This is a genomic window from Streptomyces sp. NPDC004539 (assembly GCF_040610055.1).
GTDB lineage: Bacteria > Actinomycetota > Actinomycetes > Streptomycetales > Streptomycetaceae > Streptomyces.
Map to the genome: position 1 here is coordinate 70,634 of NZ_JBEXLS010000013.1, position 23,028 is coordinate 93,661.

Here is a 23,028-nt window from a genome sequence, read left to right on the forward strand (position 1 = left end):
CGCGCCCCCCCCTGTCCCACCCCGCCGCGCCCATCACCGCCCCACGCCGCCCGCGAAGCCCGCCGGCGATACCCCGCCCCCTCCCCCCCCCACCCCCACCTCACCGGAACACCGAAGCCGGCGGCACCGGAGAAGGCACCGCCGACGCGTCGGTGACCGGCGTCGCGCCGCCCGTGAAGTCCGTGAGGGCGCGGCCGTGTTCGATGCGGACGGGGTGGGGGTCGGAGGCGGCGCGGCGGGTCAGTTCGGGGAGGGGGAGGGGGCTGTCGGAGGCGGCGAGGATCGCGTTGCCGAAGCGTTTGCCGCGCAGGACCGTCGGGTCCGCCAGGAGGGCGAGGTGGGGAAAGCGGGCCGCCGCGGTGGCTATCTGGGCGCGGAGGTACGTCAGGGGCGGCCCGTCGGCCAGGTTCGCGGCGTAGACGGCTCCCGGGCGCAGCGTACGGCGGACCTCGTCCAGGAACTCCGTCGACGTCAGGTGGGCCGGGGTGCGCGCGCCGCTGAAGACGTCGGCGACGACCAGGTCCGCCCAGCCGTCCGGAACCTTCGCGAGGCCCTCGCGCGCGTCGGTCGACCGGACGCGAATACGCGCCCCCGGGTCCAGCGGGAGTTCCCGGCGGACGAGTTGGACCAGGCGCGCGTCCCACTCGACGACCTGCTGGGTGGACCGGGGACGCGTCGCGGCGACGTACCGCGCGAGCGTCAGTCCACCGCCGCCGAGGTGTACGGCGTGGATCGGCTTGCCCGGGGGCGCGACGAGGTCGATCACATGCCCCAGCCGGCGCTGGTACTCGAACGACAGGAACCCCGGATCGTCGAGATCCACATGCGACTGCGGCGCCCCGTCGATCAGCAGCGTCCACGCCCGCGCGCGGTCCCGGTCCGGCACCAGCTGCGCCAACCCGCCGTCGACCTCCTCCACCACACCCTCGGCATCGCCCCGCCGACCACCCTTGCCCTTCGCCATGCCCCCATCGTCGCAGCCCCCACTGACAACCGCCGACCGGCGCCCCCTCCCCCGCCCACCGCAAGCCGCCCCGCCGCGAGCCGCCCCGGAAGGGCCGCCCCCACCCACGCGCGCGGGGCCAGTCAATTCCGCGCCCCGGCAAGCGCACTCCGTACACACACCCGCGAAGCCCCGCCTCCGGCGCGCTCCCGCGCGGACCGCGCGAGCACTCCCCCACCCCTGAAGGACCGTTTCCGCTCCCCCAGGGAATGTTCAGCGGCAGCTGTCCGCGGCCTCGATCAGCCGGGCCGCCTCGCCGAGGGCGCGCCTCAGCTGGGTGGGGTCGGTCGCGAGGTCCGTGTCGCCCGGGGGAAGGAGCCAGTCGGAGCCTTCGACAGGGGGATCGGGGGTGAGCCGCAGGCCGCGGCCGTCGGTCTCCGTGCAGGTGCTGCCGGGGACGTCCCAGGCGGCAGCGGTTCCTGGGGGGACGAGGAAGCCGAGGGTGCGGCCGTCGTCGTCGTGAAGGACGGGGCCGACCGCGTCACAGGCGCCGCGGCGGAGGATGTCGACCGCCTCCAGGCCCTGGCGCGTCGGCACCGTCACGAGATCGCACGGCGCCGTCGACGGCGTCGTACAGGGGTCGTTGCTCTGGCTGGTCTCCATGCCGGCCTCCACCGCGCAGCCTGATTGCAGTCCACAGCGTTCAACGCGTCACTCCGTCAACGGCTACGGCGGAAGTCAGCCGCAAAGGATGGCACTTCATGGCAGATCGCGCATGAGATATCCGGTTTGTAGCCAAATCCCGTGTGGCGACCCCGGAACAGCAGGTACGTTCTTGCCCGCCGGAAACAGTTGGATACACCGGATACAGCCCGATACAGGGTCTCACTCGGTCAAAGCCCCCTGAAACCGGCATGGTTCGACGGTTCGCACGAGAGGACCCGGCCATGGCGTCGTCAACGGTGACCCCACCCCGTCCCGACCGGCCCGCACGCCCCAATCACGCCTTCCGGCGCCTGCGCGGACAGCGCTCGCCCGCCGAGTTCGCCGCCCTGGTGCGGCGGGCCGCGCGGGAGATCGGGGAGCGGGTCAGTTGCGACGCGCGCTACATCGGGCGGGTCGAGGCGGGCGAGATCCGCTGCCCCAACTACGCGTACGAACGGGTGTTCCTGCACATGTTCCCCGGCCGCACGCTCACCGATCTGGGTTTCGCCCCCCGCGCATCCGTCCGCGGACGCGGGGCGCGCGCCCCCGAGAACGCGCCCCGCGCGCACATCCCGAGCCCCACTCGCACCACCGAGTCCGCGGGGAGGACGGGTGAACCGCCGACGGCGGGTCACCCGTATGACACGCAGGACCCGTACGACTCGCACCACGACCACGAGGAGAGCGACGTGCTGCGTCGCGCATTCATGACCGGCGGGGGCGCCACCGTGGCAGCCGCCTCGCTGGGCTCCCTGGGCCTCGCCACCGACGCGTACGCCTCCGGCGGACGGCCTTCGCGCCGCGCCGGGGCGGGCGACGCGGGCGCCCTGGAGGAAGCGGTCCGCAGAATCCGCCTGCTGGACGACCGGCACGGCGGGGACAGTCTGTACCGGCGCGCGGCGGAGCCGTTGCGCCGCGCGTACGCGCTGCTGGACGCCGGGGCGACCCGGCAGGCGACCGCCGACCGGCTGTACTCCGGCGCCGGGGAACTGGCCATCTCGGTGGGCTGGCTGGCCCACGACTCCGGGCGGTACGAGGAGGCCCGCTCGCACTACGCGGAGGCTCTGGCGACCGCCCGGATGACCGGCGACCGCGCGCTGGAGGCGCACGCCTTCTGCAACACGGCGTTCCTCTCGCGCGACGCCGGGCGCCCGCGCGAGGCGGTGCGCGCGGCGCAGGCCGCCCAGCGCGTCGCGCGCCCCCTGGGCTCCGACCGGCTGCTGTCGCTGCTGGCCCTGAGGGAGGCCGGCGGCTGGGCCGGGCTCGGGGACCCGACGGGCTGCACCCAGGCGCTCACGCGCGCGCGTGCCCTGTACGAGCGAGGCCACTCGGACGCCGACCCCGAGTGGATGAGCTTCTACGGGGAGGCCGAGCTGGCGAGCCTGGAGGCGCAGTGCTGGTCCGCGCTGGGCGACTGGTCCCGGGCGGCGCGTCGCGCGCGTGACGCCGCCGATCTCCAGGACCCCGACTTCAGCCGCAACATGGCCCTGTACACCGCCGAACTCGCCGACGACCTCGCCCGCGACGGCCGTCCCGACGAGGCCGCCCGCGCGGGGCTGCGCGTCCTGGACCTGCTGGGGCACGTCCAGTCGTCCCGCATCCGCTCGATGCTGGACGACACCGCCCGCGTACTCCTCCCGCACCGCCGGACACCCGAGGTCTCGGAGTTCCTGGAGCGACGCGCTTCCCGCCCGAGGAGGTTGTGAAACACCCGGGACCGCCGGGGACCGGAGATCGGGGCGAGGGGTTCACCGGGACGACGGGTTCGTCGGCCGCGGCCGTGAGGCGGGCACGCGCCCGCGCGGAACGTGTCGCTCAGGCGCGCGCCCGCGCGCGGGTACGCGTTCCGTGAGCCGAGTGCCCCGGATGAACGGGCCGGCCAGGGGTACCTAGGACAGGTGCCCCAGGTCGTTCCAGCTCTCGATCGCCGGTTCGCCGTAGGCCCAGCCGAGGACGGACAGGGAGGTCGGGTTCAGGCGTATCCGGGCCGCGAAGTCCAGCGGCAGCCCGAGCCAGCGGGCCCCGATGGAGCGGAGGATGTGGCCGTGGGCGAAGACCAGGACGTCCCGGTCGGCCTCGCGCGCCCAGGCGACGACGTCGTCCGCGCGGGCGGCCACCTCCGCGAGGCTCTCCCCCTCGGGCACGCCGTCACGCCAGATGAGCCACCCGGGACGGACGGCCTGGATCTCGTCCGGCGTGAGCCCCTCGTACGCTCCGTAGTCCCACTCCATGAGCGTGTCCCAGGAGGTCGCGCGCTCGCCGAACCCGGCGATGTCGCACGTCTCACGCGCGCGTGCCAGCGGACTCGTGCGCACCTCGACCCCCGCGAGACCGTCGTACGGCATCCTGTGGAGCCGTTCACCGAGCAGCTTGGCGCCCCGGCGGCCCTCCTCCAGGAGGGGGACGTCGGTCCTGCCGGTGTGCTTGCCGGACAGCGACCACGCCGTCTGTCCGTGCCGGGCCAGCAGGATGCGCGGTGCCATGGGGGACCTTTCCGGGAGAAAAACGGGAGCGGAACTTCTCCATCATCGCGCACCGTGGATCAGGGCAACCCGGCGGGCGATCCCGACGTCTTCACAGGCCGAGGGCGCCCGGGGCGGGCGCGCACATACGCCGTAAAGTGACACGTCCGCACGGCTTGGCGACTACTGTCGGAAGGGGAGGCGATCGGATGCCGAAGACCGAGACACCGGGCACCCAGGAGGCTCCCCCGGGACGGCTCCGCTGGTGGACGGAGCTGCCGCTGATCCTGCTGGTGTACGCCTGCTACTCGGCGGGCCGCCTCCTCGCGCGCGGGGACGTCACGACCGCCGTGGACCACGGCCTGGCGATCCTCAAGGTCGAGAAGGCCCTGCGGATCAACGCGGAGCACCCGCTGAACCGGCTGTTCACGCGCGAGCCGTGGATCGGCGTCCCGGCGGACTTCTGGTACGCCTCGCTGCACTACGTCGTCACCCCGGCGATCCTGATCTGGCTGTTCCGCTCGCGCGTGGTGCGCTACCGCGCCGCGCGCACCTGGCTGATGACGTCCACGTTCATCGGCCTGATCGGCTTCACGCTCCTGCCGACCTGCCCGCCCCGCCTCCTCGACGCGGGGCACGGCTTCGTCGACACGATGGCGCAGTACAGCTCGTACGGCTGGTGGGGCGGCGAGGCGAGCGCCCCGCGCGGGCTCGGCGGCATGACGAACCAGTACGCCGCGATGCCGAGCCTGCACGTCGGCTGGGCCCTGTGGTGCGGCGTGATGCTGTGGCGGTTCGGCGGCACGCGCTGGACGAAGGCGGCCGGCGTCGCCTACCCGCTGATCACGACCATCGTGGTCATGGGCACGGCCAACCACTACTTCCTCGACGCGGTGGCCGGCGCGGCCGTGATGGGCGTCGGGCTGCTGCTGGCGCCGTACGTGATGCGCGCGGCCGACGGCCTCAAGGCCCGTTTCCGGACGGCTCGGACGCCTGTCGCAGCCGCCTCGGTGGCCGCACCGGCCCCGATTGTCAGTGGCGGATGCCAGACTTCGACGGGTGAGCACTTCTCCCGGCCCCGCGACTCCCGAGCCGAGCCGAGTGCCTCCTCCGCGGACGCGGGGGACGGCGCTCCGGCAGCAGCTCGCTGAGCTGCGCGGCCCCGACGTCCCGGCCAAGGCGCTGGACGCCCGCGCCCTCGCCGCACTCGCCGCGAACCCGGGCTGCGGGCGCCGCGCCCTCCTCGACGGCGCGGGGGTGGACAAGACGGCGCTGGCGAGCGCGCTGGGTTCACCCGCGGTCTTCGGCCAGTCCCAGTTCGCGCTCACGCGCGGCAACGCCTTCGAGGCGAAGGTCAAGGCCGACGGCGGCGCGGAACTCCTGCGCCTGGCGCACGCGACGCTGGACGCGTCGGCAGAGCCCCCCGTCTCGGCGGCCGTCCCCGACCTGACGGCCGCGGGCCCCGAGGGGCGTACGGCGCGTACGGCGCTGGCGCTGCGCGAGGCGGCCTCCGCGCCGGGGATGTGGACGCTGCTGGACCACCCGATGCTCGCGCTGGACGTCGCGGGTTCCCCGGCCTTCCTGGAGCCGGACGCGGTGGTGGTGCACCCGGACGGCGCCTGGACGGTCGTCGAGATCAAGTCGTTCCCGATGCTGGACGGTTCGGCGGACCCGGCGAAGGTCGGCGCGGCGGCCCGGCAGGCGGCGGTGTACGTCCTGGCGCTGGAGCAGGTCGCGGCGATGCTCCCGGCGCCCCCGCGCGTGCGCCACCGCGTCCTGCTGGTCTGCCCGAGGGACTTCTCCAACCTCCCCACGGCGTCGGCGGTCGACGTCCGCAAGCAGCGCGCGGTGACGGCCCGCCAGCTGGCCCGGCTCACCCGGATCGAGGAGATCGCCGCCGCGCTCCCGGAGGGCACGTGTTTCGCCCCGGGGCTGCCGGCCGAGGAGCTGACGGCGGCCGTCGAGTCCGTCCCGGCGACGTACACCCCGGAATGCCTGGCGACGTGCGAACTGGCCTTCCACTGCCGCGCCCGCTCCCGCGCGGCCGGCGCGGTGACCACCCTGGGCCGCTCGATCCGCGCGGACCTCGGCGGCCTGAGCACCGTGGAGGGCGTCCTGGCGGCGGCGCGCGGCGAGGAGGGCGATCCGGACGACCCGGCGGTGGCGGCGCTGCGCAGGGCGGCCGAGTTGCGCGCGGAGGCGCTGGAGGGGTCCCTGAGCGCTGTTCCAGCTGGAGGTGCGGCCCGATGAGCGGCTCCTTCCGCGGCCCCCGGCACCCCGAGGTGGTCCCATGTCGCTGATCTCCACCCTGGCCCGCCTGGAGGCGGACGCCACGGGCCGCGCGCAGCCGACGGCGACGGTCCGCCACCGGCATCTGTCGCAGCGGCCCATGGTGCTGGTTCCGTTGATCACGGGCGGCGAGGCGGGGGCCCCGCTCGGGGTGCTCGTGGGGACCGACCGCGACGCCCCGCGCGTGTTCGTCGTCCCCCAGCCGCGCAACCCGGAGCTGCGGTTCGCGTTCCTGTCGCGGCTCGCCGACGTCGTCCTGCCGTACATCGACGAGTTCGGTGACGTCGTGGAGGCGGCGGAGCGGAGCGAGACGGACGCGGAGACCGGGAAGCGCGTCAAGGTCGAGGTCGAACTGTGCGCGGACGCTCCGCAGTTGATCGTCCCGAGCCGGGGCGGTGTCGATCTGCTGCGGCTGCTGGGGCGGTCGATGAGGTTCCGGCGGACGGCGGAGCAGGACCCGGAGGCGCCCTACCCGGCGCCCCCGTACGTACCGCTGCTGGGGCGCTGGCTGACGCACTACGCGGAGCGCGCGCGGGTGCCGGGCTCGTCGCTGCTCCTGGCGCTGACGGACGTCCTGGCGCTCCACTGGGCGACCGGGCAGTCCAGCCTGGAGGACCAGCACCTCGGTTCGCTGATGGCGTGGATCGACCCCCCGGAGGGCGCGTCCGGCGCGCGCGAGGCGCTGCGGGTGGAGCTGGAGCGCGACGGCGACGGCCAGTTGACGCACCCCCCGGCGGGTCCCGCGACGGACCCGGCGTTCGACAACAAACTGCTCGCCCCGGCGATCGAGCGCTACGACCGCGCGCGGACGGCGCTGGCACTCGCCGAGGACGGCCTGGAGGCGGACGACCGGCTGGGCGCCCTGACCGCCGCCGAGGAACGTCTGCGGGAGCTGGTGCTGAGCCGGACCCTGCCGACCTGGGAGCGTGTCTGGCGGGGCCTGGACCTGCTGCGGGAGCTGCCGCCGGGGGCGCATGTCGACGAGCGGTGGACGCGCGACCGGTGGTCCTTCACCGGCCACCGCGACCGCGTCCGCGCGGGCGAGCCGCCCCAGCCCCGCCGGGACGACGCGGTGACGGCCGCGAACAAGCTGGCCACGCGCGAGCGCGAACAGGCCCGCCTGGACGCGCAGGAGGCGCTGGACGACGCTCTCGTGATGGCCGGCCGGCGGCTCACCGGGGAGGCGTTCGCCGGGGAGGTCGTCGACGTCGAGATGGCGTACAGCGAGGGCCGTTCGCCACGCCCGCGCCCGCTGGTCACCGTCCGCACCGACGACCGCCCGCAGCTCGGCGGGCGCGTCAAGGTCTACCGCTCGCTCGCCGGCAAGCCCCAGGCCGCCGAGTTCGTCACCGCCGAGGCGGACGGCGTCGTCACGCTGCGGCTGCTCGACAAGATGGGCCGCGGCAAGGAACCCGACCGGGGCTCCGTCCCGGAGAAGGGCGACCTGATCTGCTGGACCCTCTTCGAGCACGAACAGCGCGGCGGCGCGAAACTCCCCGACCCCGAGGACACTCCGTGGACCCACGGCGGGCCTCCCGGCGAGCCGGTGACCGAGGCGGCGGACCCGGTGACCGAGGAGGACGTCCTGTGAACGCGCGGCGCGGGCTCGGGAGGGGCGGCTGCGAGCGGCGGGGCGCGGGGGCGTACGGCGCGGGGTGCCTCGTACGGGTCGTGGCTCGCCCGGCATGCGGCTGCCCCGGCGGCCTCCGGGGGGCGGCGGGCCGACCGCTTCGGGAGGGCCACGCGCGCGTGGTGGTCGGGCCGCCCCGGGAAGGGCGCCTCCGGAAGGGGCGCTCGCCCGATCGCGTGTCCGGTCACGTCCGGTGGGGGCACGTGCCCAGCCGTGTTCTCCTCGCCTCCGCAGCCCCCACACCCCTCACCCCGCAGGACGGCCCGTGACCACTCACCTCGACCCCGGTACCGCCGCCGCCCAGGCCACAGACGCCATCCTCCGCGACACCCTGCACGGCACCGCGCGCGGAGTCGTCGTGGACTCGCCGCCGGGGGCCGGGAAGTCGACGCTCGTCGTCCGCGCGGCGCTCGAACTGGCCGAGGCGGGGCGCCCCTTGATGGTCGTGGCGCAGACGAACGCGCAGGTGGACGACCTGGTGCTGCGGCTCGCGGAGAAGGCGCCGGAGCTGCCGGTGGGCCGGCTGCACAGCAGTGACGCGGACGCGTACGACAAGGCGCTGGACGAGCTGCCGTCCGTACGGAAGTCGGCGAAGGCCGGGGATCTCGCGGGACTGCCGGTGGTGATCTCGACGGCGGCCAAGTGGGCGCACGTGAAGGTCGACGAGCCGTGGCGGCACGCGATCGTGGACGAGGCGTACCAGATGCGCTCCGACGGGCTGCTGGCCGTCGCCGGGCTGTTCGAGCGGGCGCTGTTCGTGGGCGACCCGGGGCAGCTGGACCCCTTCTCGATCGTCGGCAGCGAGCAGTGGGCGGGGCTGTCGTACGACCCGGCGGCGTCGGCGGTGACGACCCTGCTGGCGCACAACCCGGGGCTGCCGCAGCACCGGCTGCCGGTGTCCTGGCGGCTCCCGGCGTCCGCGGCGCCCCTGGTGTCCGACGCGTTCTACCCGTACACGCCGTTCCGCAGCGGTACGTCCCACGCGGACCGGCGCCTGACGTTCGCCGTCCCCTCCGACGGCTCGGGGCCCGACCGCGTCATCGACGAGGCCGCGGCCTCCGGCTGGGGCCTGCTGGAGCTGCCCGCGCGCCACACCCCGCGCACCGACCCGGAGGCCGTCCGCGCGGTCGCCACGGTCGTACGGCGCATGCTGGACCGCGGCGGCGTGGCGACGTCCGAGCGCTCGCCCGAGCCCGCGCCGGTCACCGCCGCGCGGATCGCCGTCGGCACCGCCCACCGCGACCAGGCGGCGGCCGTCCGCGCGGCCCTCGCCGAACTGGGCGTATCGGACGTCACCGTCGACACCGCCAACCGCCTCCAGGGCATGGAGTTCGACGTCACGGTCGTCCTCCACCCCCTCTCCGGCCGCCCCGACGCCACCGCCTTCCACCTGGAGACCGGCCGCCTCTGCGTCCTGACGTCCCGCCACCGGCACGCGTGCGTGGTGGTGTGCCGGGAAGGCGTCGGCGACCTCCTGGACGACTACCCGTCCACGGAACCGGTCCAGTTGGGGACGCTGGTGAAGTTCCCGGACGGGTGGGAGGCGAATCACGCGGTGCTGGGGCATCTCGCGGAGCACCGGGTGCGGTGGAGGCCCTGAGCCGCCCTTGGCTCTTGCGGTGGACGCCGTGTGGCGTGGAGGCCCTGAGCCTTGCGGTGGACGCCGTGTGGCCTGGTGTCTCGGGTGGGTGGGAACACCCCGTGCGTCCCGCGCGTTGGTTCTCGGGGTCACCGTCGGAGTGCCTCTTGCGTTGGCGGGGGACAATGAAGGGTGGTCCGGAATCGCACCGTACGAGGAGGAGAAGACATGGCGGAGCCCACGCCGCGTCGGAACGAACCGCGGTTACGCCCCGCGCCCCTGCTCTTCGAGCCCGCGGAGGCGGCCGGGGACCCGGAGCACTTCTTCGACCTGGAGTCGATAGAGGACCCTTCGGCGCTGCTGGCCCGCTCCAGCGAGCTGGCGCACGCGTTCCGCGCGGCGGCGGACCGGGCGACGGAGTTCCAGGCGATGGCGGCGGCGCAGCTCGCCGACCCCCGCCGGTTCGACCGGCTGACCCCGGCGGACATCGCGGAGCGGGCGGAGTGGACCGAGGACTACGCGAAGAAGATGGTGGAGTTCGGGCGGGATCTGCTGCGGGGCGAGGCGGCGGGCGAGAGCCACAGCCGGGTGGAGCCCATCTGAACGCGCCCGTCCCGGCCCACCCGGTCCGGCGGGCGGTTCCGGTGGTCCGCCCGGTCCGTCGGCTCCGGCCCGTCCCGATCCACCCGGTCCACCGGTTCCAGTGGCCCACCCGGTCCGCCCGCTCCGGCCCGCCCGGCCCACCGGTTCCGATGGCCCGCCCGATCCCCTACGGGTAACCCCGTACCCCTCCGGCGGCAGCCACCGGCATATGCCAGGCGGGCAAGATACCTCCCCCACCACCCATCCGTCCCGGTTTCCCGCAACTCTCCGAGATCCCTCGCTCACCCCCGGTAGATCTTTATCCCATGAGAGGTTCTTGGGACGAATGCGGGGACATCGGCGGGGTCACCCCCGACGGCGCGGCGTGGCTGGCCTCGGCGGGGGCGCATCCGCGCAGCCTGCTGTCCTTCTGGGAGGAACGGCCGGACGCCCCGGTCGTGCTGTCGTGCGGCGCGGTGTTCGACGTCGTCAGCACGGCGGCGGTCTTCGGCCGGCGGATGCTGGACCGGCTGTGGGGCGAGGGGGAGGGCACGGGCCCGGTGGCGGTGTTCCGGGGCCGGATGCTGCTGTTCGCGGCCCCGGGGACGGCCCAGCGGCTCCCGTCGCTGCTGTCCTGGGAGGAGTGGGGCAGCGACGGCAGCCGTACGGCGTGCCTCCCGCCGCTGCTGTGCCACGGCCCCGGCGACGCGATCACCGTCCCCGCGGTCACCGGCGAGGCGACCGCGGCGGCCCGCTGGCTGGTCGCCCCGGACACGCGTCACCCCTGGCTGCCGGGGGCGGAGGTGCTGCTGTGGGCGGCGGTACGGGCCGCCCGGGCGGCCGTCCGTTTATCAATTTCGCCGCGCCCGGATCAGGGTGCTAAGGTCTACGACGTCAGCAGGCGCCGCTAGCTCAGTTGGTTAGAGCAGCTGACTCTTAATCAGCGGGTCCGGGGTTCGAGTCCCTGGCGGCGCACTTGACGAGAAGGCCCTTCGCGGAAGCGGAGGGCCTTTCGCATGCCCCCCAAACCCCCTGCCGCCAAGCCCCTAGCCCCCTAGGGGAGCCGCGAGTACTACGGGTATCACCGGGGCGTGATCTTCACCGTCCACGCCCCCGAAGCCGTCCGCCCCTCCACCTCCACCCGTACCGCCCGCTCCCCCGGCACGGCCGGCACGGTGAAGCTCTCCCCCGCCGCCACCGGCGCGTCCGCGAGCGGCGGGTAGACGGACCGCTCCCAGCACGCCTCGGTACGCGGATGCGCGTCGACGACCTCGACGGGCCCGCGCCCGGAGTCCGCCGCGCTGTGCACCCGGTAGACGAGCACCCCGGCCCGGCAGGCGGCGGCGTCGTCACCGACGGGCCCGCGCGCCTCGAAGGCGAGCGCGCTGCCCGCCCCGGTCCGGACGACCGCGAGCTTCGTCCCGTTGCCCAGCCCGAACGCCGGCGAGCCGGAGGCACGGGTGACGGGTACGCCCGGCCCGGCACCCAGCGGTTCGAGGGTGAGCCGGGTCGTCCCCGCGTCCCGTACGCAGACCACCTGCCGGGGCTGGAGCCACCCCAGCTTCCACTTGTGCCAGCCGAACAGGTCCGGCGCCAGCCCGAACTGACTCCCCATCAGATCCCAGTCTCCGACGTACGTGTCCCAGTCCCCCTTGCCGTCGGCGGGCCGGTGGTAGAGGTCGGGGAGGTCGAAGACGTGCCCGGTCTCGTGGGCGAGGACCAGCCGGTCCGGCGGATGCTGCTCGAAGACGGTGACGACACGCCGGATCGCGGCACCGTCCGCCCGCAGCGGCACGTCCAGGTTGACGACCTTCGTCGCGTCGGAGTCGACGCCGGGCGCGTCCGGATCGGCGACGAGGTAGACGACGTCGTACCGCGAGAAGTCGACGTCCGGATCGGCGGCGGCGAGCGCGTCGCGCAGGTAGGCGGCGCGGTGCTCGGCGTTCCAGTCGCGCTGTATGGCGTACGACGTGGACGGCTTCGGCATCCTGATCCACCGCTTGAGGGGGTGCGCGCGCAGCGTGAAACGGCCGTAGGAGGCGCGGCGGAAGAAGTCGGAGGTGGCCGGGAAGTGGTCGGCGGCCAGCTCGGCGGGGGTGGTGAGCGGGCGGCTGTCGGGGAAGGAGAGGAAGATCATCACCGCGTCGAGGGAGCGGGCGGGGCGCGGGTAGGCGGCGTTCCAGGTGTCGAGGCCCTCGGAGTGGTGGGCGGTGGTGCGGGTGAGGGCGCAGGGGGCGGTGGAGAAGGGTTCGGCCACCGAGGGGACGCCCGCGAGGGAGCTCGCGGCGAGCGCGGAGATCGTCGTGAACACGGCCGCTGACGTGCGCAGGCGGGGGCGCGGGAGCGGACGCGGCACGAGGACCTCCGGAGGCGGCGGATCTGGGGACACCTCCACCCACCCTGTACGGGTTTGTCATACCGCGCGCTGTTTGCCTGCCCCGGACGAGTGAGTCGTACGACGAACCGGGCGACCCCCGACACCCCGGAACACTCACGGAACGTCACATGTGGTCCCAGGTCCGCAGAACCGGTCCGGCTGCGGGCAGAAACGATCTGTCAGAAGAGTGGGTAGGTCATGGACACTTGGCAGTGGCTGCGGTGGTCCGGGCCCAGCCTCTATGATCGGCACACTTTCCTGACACTTTCCTGCGCGGACAGAGATCGAGTGCACTGCGGGAGCGAGCGGTGAGCGGAACGTCCGAAGGGCCGACGCCCGCGGCAGACCTCGACCGGTCCGCCGTTACAGAGAGTGACACTTTGGCATCGGATGGTGCCCGGGGGCCGAACGGTGCCCTCGGCACGTCCACGTATCAGGCGGTCTTCGCCGCGTCCCCGTCGGCGATGGCCGTCGTGGGGCGGGACGGGGTGATCGTCTCCGTCAACGCGGCCTTCGGGGAGATCCTCGGGGCCGCGGCCGAGGGGCTGGTCGGGCGGGTCGCCGCCGATCTGCTCGACCTCGCGTCCGACGCGCGCACCTGGCACGCCTACCGCGAGGTGCTGTGCGGCCGGCAGGCCGAACTGCGGTGCGCGCGGCGGCTGAAGCAGCCCGACGGGCGGGCCGTGTGGGCGCGGGTGACCGTGTCCCCGCTGGGCGGCGACACGCCCGGGGTGCTCCTGTCGGTCGCCGACATCAGCGCGCGGCGCGAACTCCAGGCGCGGCTGCGCCATCTCCAGATGCACGATCCGGTCACCCGGCTGCCCAACAGGGCTCTGTTCTTCGAGCGGTTGTCGGCCGCGCTGGAGCCCGACACGTACGAACGCGGCGGGACCGGGCGGATCGGGCTGTGCTATCTCGACCTCGACGGCTTCAAGGCCGTCAACGACACGCTCGGGCACCGGGTGGGCGACCGGCTGCTGGCCGCCGTCGCCGACCGGCTCAACTCCTGTGCGGAGGAGGCCGGGAGGGCCAGAGCAGCCGCGCCGCTCGTGGCCCGGCTCGGCGGGGACGAGTTCGCGCTGCTCGTCGCGGACTCCACGGGGACCGACCAGCTCGCGGAGTTGGCCGAGGCCGTCCTCAAGTCCCTTCAGGCACCGTTCGATCTGGACGGCCAGCGGCTCAACGTCACCGCGTCCATCGGGGTCGTGGAGCGGCACGCCGCGGGGACGACCGCGACCGGGCTCGTCCAGGCGGCGGACACGACGCTGTACTGGGCCAAGGTCGACGGGAAGTCCCGGTGGACGCTGTTCGACCCCGAGCGCAACGCCCATCTGATGACCCGTCAAGCCCTGGCCTCCACACTGCGGCCCGCCATCGAGCGGGGTGAATTCGTGCTGGAGTACCAGCCGTTGGTCGGGATGTCCGACGGACGACTGCGCGGGGTCGAGGCGTTGGTGCGCTGGGACCATCCGCGTTTCGGCCTGCTGCCGCCGAATCGGTTCGTCGGTCTGGCCGAAGAGGACGGCTCCATCGTGCCGTTGGGCCGGTGGGTCCTCGCGAGCGCCTGCCGGCAGGCGCGCCGCTGGCAGTTGGACCATCCGGACGAGACCCCGCTCTTCGTCAGCGTCAACGTCGCCGTCCGCCAGGTCTGGGACTCCGATCTCGTCGCGGACGTCGCGGAGATCCTCGCCGAGACCGAACTGGCGCCGGGACTGCTCCAGTTGGAGCTGACGGAGTCGGCCGTCATGGGGTCCGCCGGCCGTCCCCTCCAAGCGCTCCAGGCGCTCAGCGACATGGGCGTCCGGATCGCCATCGACGACTTCGGGACGGGGTACTCCAACCTCGCCTACCTCAGCCGGCTGCCGGTGTCCGTCCTGAAACTGGACGGTTCCTTCGTCCGCGGCTTCCAGTACGACGGGTCGGGGGCGCCGCCCAACCCCGCCGACGAGGTCGTCGTCGAGGCGATGATCGACCTCGCCCATCGGCTGGGGCTCACGGTCACCGCGGAGTGCGTGGAGACGGCTTCGCAGGCGGCCCGGCTGCGGCGGATCGGGTGCGACACGGGGCAGGGGTGGCTGTACTCGCGTCCGGTGTCGGCCGAGCGGATCGCGGAGTTGCATGTGGGTGGGGGGCAGGGGGCCGTGTCGGGGCCGGGGGTCGGGCCGGGCTCGGGGCTGCCGGGGCCGGGTGCGGGGGCGGAGGTGGGGGCGGAGGTGGGGCCGGGCTCGGGTTCGGGTGCGGCTTCGAGTGGGGGGCCGGGTGCGGGGTCGGGCGCGGCTTCGGCTGCGGGGTCGGGCGCTGGTTCGGCGCCCGGGAAGAACGGGGAGGTTCGGGCTCTGGGGAGGCCGTAGGGGTGGCGGGACGGGGTGTTCCGTGGGCGATATTCGGCCAACTGTCCGCGAGCACCTCGGGTGTTGCCGTTCGCCCCTCCCAACTCACCTTGCTCATACGTCGGTCGGCGGGACGGCGTCGTATCACGCTCCGCGACCGGTGGGCCGACGGACACCGCGTCGCCGGGCGTCACTCCACGCCCGGCGACCTCACGGCCGTACCGCCGGCACTCTCACACCGTGGGCAACCCGTACGCGTCCGCGATCAACTCGTACGAGCGCAGCCGTAGTTCACCCCGGTGCGCGTGGCTCGTCAGCATCAGTTCGTCGGCTCCCGTGCGCTTCTGGAGGTCGTCCAGTCCGGCGCGCACCTCGTCGGCGGAGCCGTGGACGATGTTCGCGGTCCAGGAGTCGATGAACTCGCGTTCGAGTTCCGACAGTCGGTGGGCCTCCGCCTCCTCGGGGGAGGGGAAGAGGCCGGGGCGGCCGGTGCGCAGGCGGACCATGTTGAGGCCGGTGGCGAGGAGTTGGCGGCGGGCCTCGGCCTCGTCGTCGGTGGCGAGCGCGGAGACGCCGATGAGGGCGTAGGGGGCGTCGAGGACGGCGGAGGGGGTGAACGACTCCCGGTAGAGGTCGAGCGCCGGCACCGTGTTCTGCGCGGAGAAGTGGTGCGCGAAGGCGAAGGGGAGCCCGAGGACACCGGCGAGGCGGGCGCTGAAGCCGGAGGAGCCGAGGAGCCAGACCGGCGGGCGGTGGGGGGACTGGACGCCGCCGGGCGAGGTGCCCTGGACCGGGCCGGGGATGGCGTGGATGCGCCGGTAGGGGTGCCCGTCGGGGAAGTCGTCGTCGAGGAAACGCGTCAACTCGGCGAGCTGCTCGGGGAAGTCGTCGGCGCCCTCGTGGAGCCGGTCGCTGCGGCGCAGGGCCGCCGCGGTCGCGCCGTCCGTCCCGGGGGCCCGGCCGAGCCCGAGGTCGATCCGGTTCGGCGCGAGCGCCTCCAGCGTGCCGAACTGCTCGGCGATGACGAGCGGCGCGTGGTTGGGGAGCATGACGCCGCCGGAGCCGAGCCGGATGCGCTCGGTGTGCGCGGCGAGATGGGCGAGGATCACCGCGGGCGAGGAGGAGGCGACCCCGGGCATCGAGTGGTGCTCGGCGACCCAGTACCGGTGGAACCCGCGCCGCTCGGTGAACTTCGCCAGCTCCACGCTCGTCCGCAGCGCGTCGCTCGCGGTCCGTCCGCTTCCGACGGTCACCAGGTCCAGTACGGACAGGGGCACCGGTGCCGTCCCCTGAACCGTCCCGCGGATCTCCTCCACCGATACCTCCTGCGTCGCGTCCTCGACTGACTGGCCTTCGGGCGACAACAGGAGACAGTCTCCGCTTATTCCCGTACCGGGTCGTACCCGTACCCCTCAGGTCGTACCCGCCGGCCTGCGACCTCGGACGTACCCCGCGTCCGCAGCGGATGCGGGCCGGCGTGCGGGGACGGCGTCCCGCTCACGCCTGGACGATCGGCTCCCGGGTGAAGAGGGTGCCCAACCGGGGCGCGTTGACGCGGCGTTCGGTGAGGCGGAGGGCCTCCCAGACGGTGATCTGGTGAGCGGTGAGGACGGGTTTGCCGAGCTGCCGTTCGAGGGCGGGGAGGTGGGTGACGGTGCGGAGGGAGGTGTCGGGCAGGAGGAGCGCCTGGGCGTCCGCGTGGGCCGCGGGGTGCGCGGAGGCGGCGAGGTCGGGGCCGAGGGGCGTCGTGGAGACGACGCTCACCCCGCCCGCGCGCAGGAACTCCGTGAAGGCGGGGTCCTCGTGCGCGGTCACCACGGCGACCCGGGTCACCCCGAGCTCCCGGGCCGCGCGCACGAACCCGAACGCGGTGGACGACGCCGGCAGCCCCGCCGTCCGCGCCAACCCCCTGACCTGCCCGTTCGCCCCCTCCCACCCCTCGGCCACGGCACCGGTCACACTCGCCCACACGACGGAGTCGGCCCCGGCGAGCCGCAGCTCCTCGGTGCACGCGGCGAGCCGCTGCGGCGAGTCCCCGGCAGGGTCCGCCCGGATCAGGTCGATCCGGATGTCACTGCCGAGGAGCTGCTCGACACGGGGGTAGTCGTCCTCGGCGGGTTCGCCCGGGACGAGCAGTCCGAGTGCGGTCATGGTGGGTGGCCCTTCCTCGCTACGGCGGCTGCTTCTCGGTCACGGCGACGGCTTCTTCGTACGTACGACCCGTACGACCCCTACGGGTCACCCGTCCCGATTCCGGCTGTCTCCCTCCGCCGGGTACCCCGTACGGCGCCCACCCCCGCACGGCTTCCCCCGCAGCCATCCGTACGGCCCTGTTGACGCCACCCGGCGGTGGTGCCAGCGTGTTCCCACCCACCGGCACGAGCCAGGTCACGAGGTGCCATGTCCGCCCCCACCCTCCTGGTCCTCGACGCCGACCCCCTCCCCCGGCTGGGCCGGCTGACCGGCCGGGCCAAGGTCGTGCACACCGACCCGGCGGGACTCGCCGCGCGCCTGCCCGAGGCGGACGTACTGCTGGTGTGGGACACCGCCACCGACGCCGTACGGGAGCGGTGGGCCGGGGACGGGGCGCGGCCCGGGTGGGTGCATGTGGCCGGCGTGCCCGTGGACCGGGTGCTGGGTCCCGAGTTCGCCGCCTCGGACACCGTCCTGACGAACGCGCGGGGTGTCTTCGAGGAGGCGGTGGCGGAGCACGTCGTCGCGCTGGTGCTGGCGATGGCGAAGGGGCTGCCGGGGGCCTGGGAGGCGCAGCGGGCGCGGCAGTGGCGTCACCGGGAAGTACTACGGGTAGGGGGGACCCGGGCCGTGGTGGTCGGGTCGGGGCCGGTGGGCCGTACCGTCGCGCGGGCGCTGAAGGCGGTCGGGGTGGGGGTGGCTCTGGTGGGGCGGGTGCCGCGGACCGGGATTCACGGTCCCGGGGACCTGGACCGGCTGCTGGCGCGCGCCGAGTGGGTGGTCGCGGCGGCGCCGCTGACCGGGGCGACGCGCGGGATGTTCGACGCGCGGCGGTTCGGGGTGATGCTGCCGTCGGCGCGGTTCGTGAACGTGGCCCGGGGTGAGCTGGTGGACGAGGGGGCGCTCGCCGAGGCGCTGCGCCGGCGCTGGATCGCGGGGGCGGCGCTCGACGTCTTCTCTCAGCAACCGCTTGCACAAGGCAGCCCGCTGTGGGACGTGCCGGACCTGCTGGTGACGCCTCGCACGAGCGGCGCGTTCGTGGGCCATCACGACCGGCTGGCGGCGCAGTTCGTGGAGCTGTGGGAGCGGTGGGAGGCGGGGAGACGGCTGGTGAACGTGGTGGACAAGGCCCGCGGGTACGTCCCCGGCCACTGACGCCCGCCGCCGATGCCGTAGATATTTCCGCTCGGGGTGCCCCGGGCGGCCCGCCGACTGTGCGACGTGTGCACGCCAAGCGTGCAGGTCCAGGCTCCGGTTCATGTCAATGGCATATGCCTGTCGAACATTGCCGCACGTGGGAGGCCCTACGGTCACCCCACGTTCTCGTCAACACCCCCTCCGTATCCGGTGGTTGGCGGTTATCGTGGAGGAGATCCGCCACCCGGATCACGGCCTGGAAGCGACCGCAGGGGGAAAACCGTGGCGCTGAAGCACGAGCCGACCACGCCGCACCACTCCGCGCGGGAGGCGTTGCGTGTCCTGGAGACCATCGCCGGGCACGCCGACGGTGTCACCGACACCGCGCTCGCCCGCCGCACCGGCCTCGGCGACCGCAGACTGACCCCGCTGCTGCTCATGCTGCGCCGCGAGGGGTACGTCGAAAGGACCAGCGACGGCGCGTACGTCGCGGGCGCGGCCCTCGCCCTCATCGACTCCACCCGGGACCGGGAGAGCGCCGTACGCGAGAAGCTCCAGCAGACCCTGGACCGGCTGCGGGACTCGGTCGGCGCGGCGGTCTACATGAGCCGGTACGTCGACGGTGAGATAAAGGTCGACCAGTACGCCGCGGGACCTACCACTCCCGTGGTCCACGAGTGGGTGGACTTCCGCTTCTCCGCGCACGCGACCGCGATCGGCAAGAGCCTGCTGGGGCAGCTCGACCGCGACGGGCGCCGGGACCATCTCGCCCGCCACAAGATGGCCCGCCTCACCTCGCGCACGATCACCAGCGACAAGCTCCTGCTGTCCCGGCTGGAGTCCCAGCCCCCTAGTACTCCGGTACTCGACCTCCAGGAGTACGCCGTGGGTACGGTCTGCGCGGCCGTGCCGATCCCCTCCGGGTCGTCCGTGGGGTGCCTGGCGCTGTCGCTGCCGGTCGAGGACGCGCACCGGCTGCGGCAGGCGGCCGACAGACTGCACCGGCACGCGGCGCCGCTGCTGCTGTCGCTGGCGATCTGAGCAGACCGTCCGCGGGGGGCGCGGGCATGGTCATGAGCACTCTTGCGGACCAGGTAGTATTTTCTCTGTCGCCGGGAGAAAGCAGTACAAACCCGGCGAGAGTCACGCGCCGCTAGCTCAGTTGGTTAGAGCAGCTGACTCTTAATCAGCGGGTCCGGGGTTCGAGTCCCTGGCGGCGCACAAACGAGGAGCCTCCTACTTCGGTAGGGGGCTCTTCTCGTGCCATCAGGCGGAACTCGCCGCCCGACCGCCGCCACACCGGGTCCCCGCACCGCACCCCCTCCTTCCGCAGCCCCGCCCGCTGGATCTTGTTCGTCGCCGTCACCGGCATCCGCTCCAGGACCCGCACGAACCGGGGCGCCATCTTCGTCCCCAGATCGGGCTGGGCGCGCAGGAACGCGGCGAACGACTCCGGCTCGAACCGCCCGGCGATCGCCGCCATCACCTGGTCCCCGGTCACCTCGTCCGGCACCGCGTACACGGCGACGGCGTCGGCACCCTCGTACCGCGCGAGGATCGCCTCGATCAGCGCCGCCGCCAGGTTCTCCCCGTCCACCCGGATACGGTCGTCCCCGCGCCCGGCGAAATAGAGGTAACCGTTCTCATCGCGGTAGAAGAGGTCGCCGGTCCAGTACGCGCCGTCGCGCCGGCGTTCGGCCTCGGCGGCGGGGTTGCGCCAGTACCCCTCGAAGGGGCTCGGCGCGTGGTTCACCAACTCCCCTATCGCGTCGTCCCCGTTGAGCAGTTCCCCGCCCGCCCCGAACACCGCCGGCGGGCAGACGGCGGAGGTCAGCGGATCGCGTACGACGAGACCGGGCGCCGCCGGACCGACCGCGCCGGCGGGTGTCCCGGGCGCCCACTGGATCGCCGCCCCGCCCTCGCTGGAGCCGTATCCCTCCACGAGCCGGGCGCCGAACCGCCGTTCGAAGGCCGCCGCGTCGACCGCGCCCGCCTCGGTGCCGAACCCGGTCCGCAGCCGGTGGTCGCGGTCCTCGTCCGGTCGGGGCGGCGTGGCGAGGACGTACTGGATCGCGCGGCCGACGTAAGTGAAATACGTGGCCTGGTAACGGCGTACGTCGGCCAGGAAACCGGTTGCCGAGAAGCGGTCGCGCAGGGCGACTCCGGCGCCGGCGGCGAGGGCGGGGGCCCAGCCGGCGATGACGGCGTTGCCGTGGAACATCGGCATGCAGAGGTAGTGGACGTCGTCCTCCTTCACCGCGAACTGCTCGGCGAGGCGGTGCCCGGCCGCCGCGAGGCGCCCCTGTGTGCAGAGCGCGGCCTTGGGGGCGCCGGTGGAGCCGGAGGTGAAGTAGAGGAGGAGGTGGTCGGCCGGGGTGGCGGCGCTTTCGTAGAGAACGGTTGCCGAGAATTGTGCGAGGAGGGCGTCGTACTCGTCCGTGCCCGTGACCAGGAGGCGGACGCCCGGGAGGTCGAGGCCGCGCAGGAGCGGGAGCCGGGCGGGTTCGGTGATCAGGAGGGCGCAGTCGGTGTGGAGGATGTCGCGGGCGAGGTCGGGGCCGCGGTGGGTGGGGTTGACGCCGGCGACGGCGGCGCGGGCGAGGGCCGCCGCGGCGAGCCAGTGGACGAACTCCGGTGTGTTGTCGAGGAGTACGCCGATGTGGGGTGGCGCGTCCGGGCGGCGGAGGGCGGTCAGCAGGGCGGCCCTGGTGGAGGCTTCGCGGGCGAGATCGTGGTGGGTGAGGACGGTGTCCCGCCACCACAGGGCCGGGCGGTGGTCGGCCCAGCCCCGGGCGACGAGTTCGGCTGCGGTGGTGGTGTACTCCATGGCGGAGCACGGTAGTTGACGGACCGTCAGATGAGGATGGTCACGGCGTGGGGAAGTCGGTGGGGAAGTCGGACGGAAGGTCGGCGGGCAGGTCGCTCGGGCCGCCGCCGAAGAAGCCGTCCGAGAGGTCGAAGAGGTTGTGCGCGCCGATCATGAAGGCGACGCAGATCGCGGCGAAGACCCCGAGGAAGGCCAGCAGCACACCGGACTCCGCCAGGAGGCGGCCCCGCATCGGCGGCAGCGCGGTCGCCCGCTCCGGGTGCTCCGGGGTGTAGTGGACGGTGACGAAGTCCCCCTCGATCACGGTCCCCGGGCCGTTCGCCTCGTCGAAGCGGACGGTGCGGCCGTCGCGGCTCGTGAACTCGTAGACGTGGTGCAGGGTCGTACGGGTATGACGGTGTTCGCCGACGCCGCCGCTGGTCGTCGTGTACGCGCGCAGGCAGCGGGCCTCGGCGGTGAGGCCGCTGTTCCACGCGCCGGTGATCCGCCGGGAGCGGCGGATCACGACGGCGGCCATGCCGACGGCTCCGGCGAGCATGAACGACGGGACGAGGTAGAAGATGACGTCCATGGCGGGTTCCCCTGGTGTGCTGGTCAGTGCACGTGTGGGGAAACTACCCCCGAGGTACTACGGGTTGTCTCAGGGGAAGCTCAGAGTTTCGGGCCCCGGGTCCCGTCAGGCCCCGCCCTCCCCCCGCCCGGCGCAGAACGCGACGGTGAGGTCCTTCACCAGCGCCTTGCGCTCGTAGTCGTCCAGTTCGACCAGGCCCCGCATGGTGAGCCGGGTGACCGTGTCCTCCACGGAGTCGACGACCGAGGTGAGGACGGTGGCGCGGTGCTGGGCGTCGAGCGCGGCGATCCGGCGGCGGTGCATGGCGGCGGCGACCTCGGGGGCGTACTCGACCCGGACCGGCTGGACGGAGTACACCTCAAGTCCGATGGCCCCGGCGTCCGCCGCGACCAGCCGGGTCAGCGCGTCCCCGGCCGTCTCGACCGGCCCGCGCCCGGCGCCCGGCATCTCCACCGGCACCCTCGCCAGCGCCGCCTCGACGCATTCCCGCAGGTAGGTCTCGTGGTCCTCGACCCCGAGCGTGGCCCGCGCGGTGTCGCGCACCCGCCAGACGACGAGGACGACGGCCCGGAGCGCGACCCCGCTGCCGTCGGCGGCCGGCATCGGCTCGCTGCGCCAGTGCCGCAGCCGGACGTCGACGCGGCGGCGCAGCAGCAGGGGGTTCACCCACAGCAGCCCGGTACGGCGGACCGTCCCCCGGTAGCGTCCGAACAGCCCGAGCACCCACGCCCGACCGGTCCGTCCGCGGGCCAGCCCGCCGAACCCGAACAGCCCGAGCGCCCCGGACCCGGCGTACGCGGCCCACTGGACGAGGCCGAGCCCGGTGCCGCCGTACACCGGCAGGTGGAGGGCCTCGGTCGCGAGGTGCGGGAGGACGCCGGCCCACCAGGAGGTGGCGACGCAGCCTGCGGCGCCGCAGGTGCCGGCGAGGACACCGACGGTGCCGGGGAGGACCCGGGCGGGCCGCTCCACCAGGGCGGGGTCGACCTGGGCCGCCGGGCGGGGGGTGTGCCGGCCGGGGCGTCTGAGGCGGGGGGTGGGGGGTGGTCCCTGAGTACTACGGGGGTACCCGGAGGACCCGAGAGGGAGCCCCGGGGCACCGATCCCGCCGGTCTGCGGGCGTCCGATCGCCGCGGGGTCCACGGGTAGTAGGGGTCCCGGCTCGGGGTCGTCCCGGAAGAGGAGGTGTACGGGGATCTCGGTGGTGGCCTCGTTCTGGATGAGACGGGCGGGACGGGGGGCGTCCTTGGTGTCTTTGCCGGGGCCGAGGCCGATGGCGGGCCCCCCGCCGGGAGCGGCCCCCGTGCCCCTGGGCTCCCCGTCCGGCCGTTCCTCCGCGGGCCCCCCGGAACCCGCCGTCTGTGAAGTGGTCGTACTGCTCATGTCTGCCTCCAGCCTCCGCG

19 protein-coding genes and 2 tRNA genes are annotated in these 23,028 nt (G+C 73.9%); 12 read left to right on the forward strand and 9 right to left on the reverse strand.

Going from position 1 to position 23,028, the window contains the following annotated elements; translation table 11 throughout:
* Window positions 1–100 precede the first annotated feature (100 nt).
* Together ABZX85_RS26025 and ABZX85_RS26030 are read right to left on the reverse strand one after the other, a co-directional pair.
* Complete coding sequence (locus ABZX85_RS26025) at window positions 101–964, reverse strand: fused MFS/spermidine synthase (RefSeq protein ID WP_355873110.1); 864 nt, start codon at window positions 962–964, stop codon at window positions 101–103.
* Window positions 965–1,216: 252 nt separating this feature from the next.
* Window positions 1,217–1,606 carry a hypothetical protein gene (locus ABZX85_RS26030; protein WP_355873112.1) on the reverse strand — a complete coding sequence of 130 codons (390 nt, stop codon included), beginning with the start codon at window positions 1,604–1,606 and terminating at the stop codon, window positions 1,217–1,219.
* A gap of 284 nt (window positions 1,607–1,890) precedes the next feature.
* On the opposite strand from ABZX85_RS26030, the gene ABZX85_RS26035 reads away from it, so the two are divergent.
* The gene (locus ABZX85_RS26035; protein ID WP_355873114.1) at window positions 1,891–3,354 is read left to right on the forward strand and encodes a hypothetical protein; all 1,464 of its coding nucleotides are present in this window, start codon (window positions 1,891–1,893) and stop codon (window positions 3,352–3,354) included.
* Window positions 3,355–3,537: 183 nt separating this feature from the next.
* On the opposite strand, the gene ABZX85_RS26040 is transcribed toward ABZX85_RS26035, so the two are convergent.
* Window positions 3,538–4,131, reverse strand: a complete 594-nt coding sequence (locus tag ABZX85_RS26040) for a histidine phosphatase family protein (RefSeq protein WP_355873116.1) — start codon at window positions 4,129–4,131, stop codon at window positions 3,538–3,540.
* 188 nt (window positions 4,132–4,319) lie between these two features.
* Between ABZX85_RS26040 and ABZX85_RS26045 the strand changes: the two genes are divergently transcribed.
* The 7 genes from ABZX85_RS26045 (at window position 4,320) to ABZX85_RS26075 (ending at window position 11,165) form a co-directional block, all read left to right on the forward strand.
* Complete coding sequence (locus ABZX85_RS26045; protein ID WP_355873117.1) at window positions 4,320–5,261, forward strand: phosphatase PAP2 family protein; 942 nt, start codon at window positions 4,320–4,322, stop codon at window positions 5,259–5,261.
* Window positions 5,212–6,360 carry a hypothetical protein gene (locus tag ABZX85_RS26050; protein ID WP_355873119.1) on the forward strand — a complete coding sequence of 383 codons (1,149 nt, stop codon included), beginning with the start codon at window positions 5,212–5,214 and terminating at the stop codon, window positions 6,358–6,360. The genes ABZX85_RS26045 and ABZX85_RS26050 overlap by 50 nt, the downstream gene beginning before the upstream one ends.
* Window positions 6,361–6,400: 40 nt before the next feature.
* Complete coding sequence (locus ABZX85_RS26055; protein ID WP_355873121.1) at window positions 6,401–7,990, forward strand: hypothetical protein; 1,590 nt, start codon at window positions 6,401–6,403, stop codon at window positions 7,988–7,990.
* A 304-nt stretch (window positions 7,991–8,294) separates the two neighbouring features.
* Window positions 8,295–9,629: an AAA family ATPase gene (locus tag ABZX85_RS26060; protein WP_355873123.1), complete on the forward strand. Its 1,335-nt coding sequence runs from the start codon at window positions 8,295–8,297 to the stop codon at window positions 9,627–9,629.
* A gap of 207 nt (window positions 9,630–9,836) precedes the next feature.
* Entirely contained in the window at window positions 9,837–10,211 is a 375-nt protein-coding gene (locus tag ABZX85_RS26065; protein WP_355873125.1) for a hypothetical protein, read from the forward strand.
* A 305-nt stretch (window positions 10,212–10,516) separates the two neighbouring features.
* Window positions 10,517–11,101 carry a bifunctional DNA primase/polymerase gene (locus ABZX85_RS26070; protein WP_355873127.1) on the forward strand — a complete coding sequence of 195 codons (585 nt, stop codon included), beginning with the start codon at window positions 10,517–10,519 and terminating at the stop codon, window positions 11,099–11,101.
* Window positions 11,092–11,165, forward strand: a tRNA-Lys gene (locus tag ABZX85_RS26075). Before ABZX85_RS26070 ends, ABZX85_RS26075 begins: the two co-directional genes overlap by 10 nt.
* A 106-nt stretch (window positions 11,166–11,271) precedes the next feature.
* On the opposite strand, the gene ABZX85_RS26080 is transcribed toward ABZX85_RS26075, so the two are convergent.
* Window positions 11,272–12,546: a M6 family metalloprotease domain-containing protein gene (locus ABZX85_RS26080; protein WP_355873129.1), complete on the reverse strand. Its 1,275-nt coding sequence runs from the start codon at window positions 12,544–12,546 to the stop codon at window positions 11,272–11,274.
* A gap of 329 nt (window positions 12,547–12,875) precedes the next feature.
* Between ABZX85_RS26080 and ABZX85_RS26085 the strand changes: the two genes are divergently transcribed.
* A complete protein-coding gene (locus ABZX85_RS26085) occupies window positions 12,876–14,918 on the forward strand; it encodes an EAL domain-containing protein (protein WP_355873131.1) in 2,043 nt (680 codons plus the stop codon).
* Window positions 14,919–15,130: 212 nt separating this feature from the next.
* On the opposite strand, the gene ABZX85_RS26090 is transcribed toward ABZX85_RS26085, so the two are convergent.
* Complete coding sequence (locus tag ABZX85_RS26090; RefSeq protein ID WP_355873133.1) at window positions 15,131–16,213, reverse strand: LLM class flavin-dependent oxidoreductase; 1,083 nt, start codon at window positions 16,211–16,213, stop codon at window positions 15,131–15,133.
* A 181-nt stretch (window positions 16,214–16,394) separates the two neighbouring features.
* Entirely contained in the window at window positions 16,395–17,048 is a 654-nt protein-coding gene (locus tag ABZX85_RS26095; RefSeq protein ID WP_355873135.1) for a decarboxylase, read from the reverse strand.
* 249 nt (window positions 17,049–17,297) lie between these two features.
* On the opposite strand from ABZX85_RS26095, the gene ABZX85_RS26100 reads away from it, so the two are divergent.
* The 3 genes from ABZX85_RS26100 to ABZX85_RS26110 all read left to right on the forward strand — a co-directional run bounded on the left by ABZX85_RS26100 (window position 17,298) and on the right by ABZX85_RS26110 (window position 19,448).
* Window positions 17,298–18,245 (forward strand): D-2-hydroxyacid dehydrogenase, encoded by a 948-nt coding sequence (locus ABZX85_RS26100; protein WP_355873138.1) that lies wholly within the window; start codon window positions 17,298–17,300, stop codon window positions 18,243–18,245.
* A 264-nt stretch (window positions 18,246–18,509) separates the two neighbouring features.
* Window positions 18,510–19,268 (forward strand): IclR family transcriptional regulator C-terminal domain-containing protein, encoded by a 759-nt coding sequence (locus tag ABZX85_RS26105; RefSeq protein WP_355873140.1) that lies wholly within the window; start codon window positions 18,510–18,512, stop codon window positions 19,266–19,268.
* 106 nt (window positions 19,269–19,374) lie between these two features.
* Window positions 19,375–19,448: transfer RNA gene (locus ABZX85_RS26110), tRNA-Lys, on the forward strand.
* On the opposite strand, the gene ABZX85_RS26115 is transcribed toward ABZX85_RS26110, so the two are convergent.
* The 3 genes from ABZX85_RS26115 to ABZX85_RS26125 form a co-directional block, all read right to left on the reverse strand.
* On the reverse strand, window positions 19,414–21,054 hold the full coding sequence (locus ABZX85_RS26115) for an AMP-binding protein (RefSeq protein ID WP_355873143.1): 1,641 nt from the start codon (window positions 21,052–21,054) through the stop codon (window positions 19,414–19,416). The genes ABZX85_RS26110 and ABZX85_RS26115 overlap by 35 nt on opposite strands.
* Before the next feature lie 40 nt (window positions 21,055–21,094).
* The gene (locus tag ABZX85_RS26120) at window positions 21,095–21,625 is read right to left on the reverse strand and encodes a DUF3592 domain-containing protein (protein WP_355873146.1); all 531 of its coding nucleotides are present in this window, start codon (window positions 21,623–21,625) and stop codon (window positions 21,095–21,097) included.
* Between the two features lie 105 nt (window positions 21,626–21,730).
* Complete coding sequence (locus ABZX85_RS26125) at window positions 21,731–23,008, reverse strand: SPFH domain-containing protein (RefSeq protein ID WP_355873149.1); 1,278 nt, start codon at window positions 23,006–23,008, stop codon at window positions 21,731–21,733.
* Window positions 23,009–23,028 lie beyond the last annotated feature (20 nt).